The 519-nt window shown below is 67.4% G+C and carries 1 CRISPR repeat array.

The features are described from left to right. Window position 1: 1 nt before the first annotated feature. Window positions 2–519: direct repeats of the CRISPR family, unit length 27 nt; unit sequence GTGCTCCCCGCGTAAGCGGGGATGAGC.

The raw sequence follows: 519 nt of genomic DNA, 5'->3' as shown, positions 1-519 counted from the left end.
AGTGCTCCCCGCGTAAGCGGGGATGAGCCGGGCTGGGGGTCGCCGGGTAGCCAGAGCCATGCGTGCTCCCCGCGTAAGCGGGGATGAGCCCGGTCCAGCAAGCTGAGCACCAAAGCGTGAGGCGTGCTCCCCGCGTAAGCGGGGATGAGCCCCAACAGACCGCGCCACTATAACGAGTTTCCGCAGTGCTCCCCGCGTAAGCGGGGATGAGCCCGTGGGGCCCGGCGATATGCCGCATCATGGAATGTGCTCCCCGCGTAAGCGGGGATGAGCCCGGGATAGCACCAGGGCTAGCCGTGTTCTCCTCGTGCTCCCCGCGTAGGCGGGGATGAGCCGAAAGCTCTGGAAGACCTCGGCCGTTCCGGGTGGCGCTCCCCGCGTAAGCGGGGATGAGCCCCTGTCCAAGGTTGACGGAAGCCTAGGCCCGGTAGTGCTCCCCGCGTAAGCGGGGATGAGCCCCAGCTCCTCAAGCAGAACGTCACCGTCCAGATCGTGCTCCCCGCGTAAGCGGGGATGAGC

The sequence above is a fragment of the Corynebacterium sp. HMSC074E01 genome (genome assembly GCF_001808885.1).
In the GTDB taxonomy this organism is placed as follows: domain Bacteria; phylum Actinomycetota; class Actinomycetes; order Mycobacteriales; family Mycobacteriaceae; genus Corynebacterium.
Note: the sequence above shows the minus strand (reverse complement) of the source record. Positions and strands in the feature narration are given on the sequence as shown.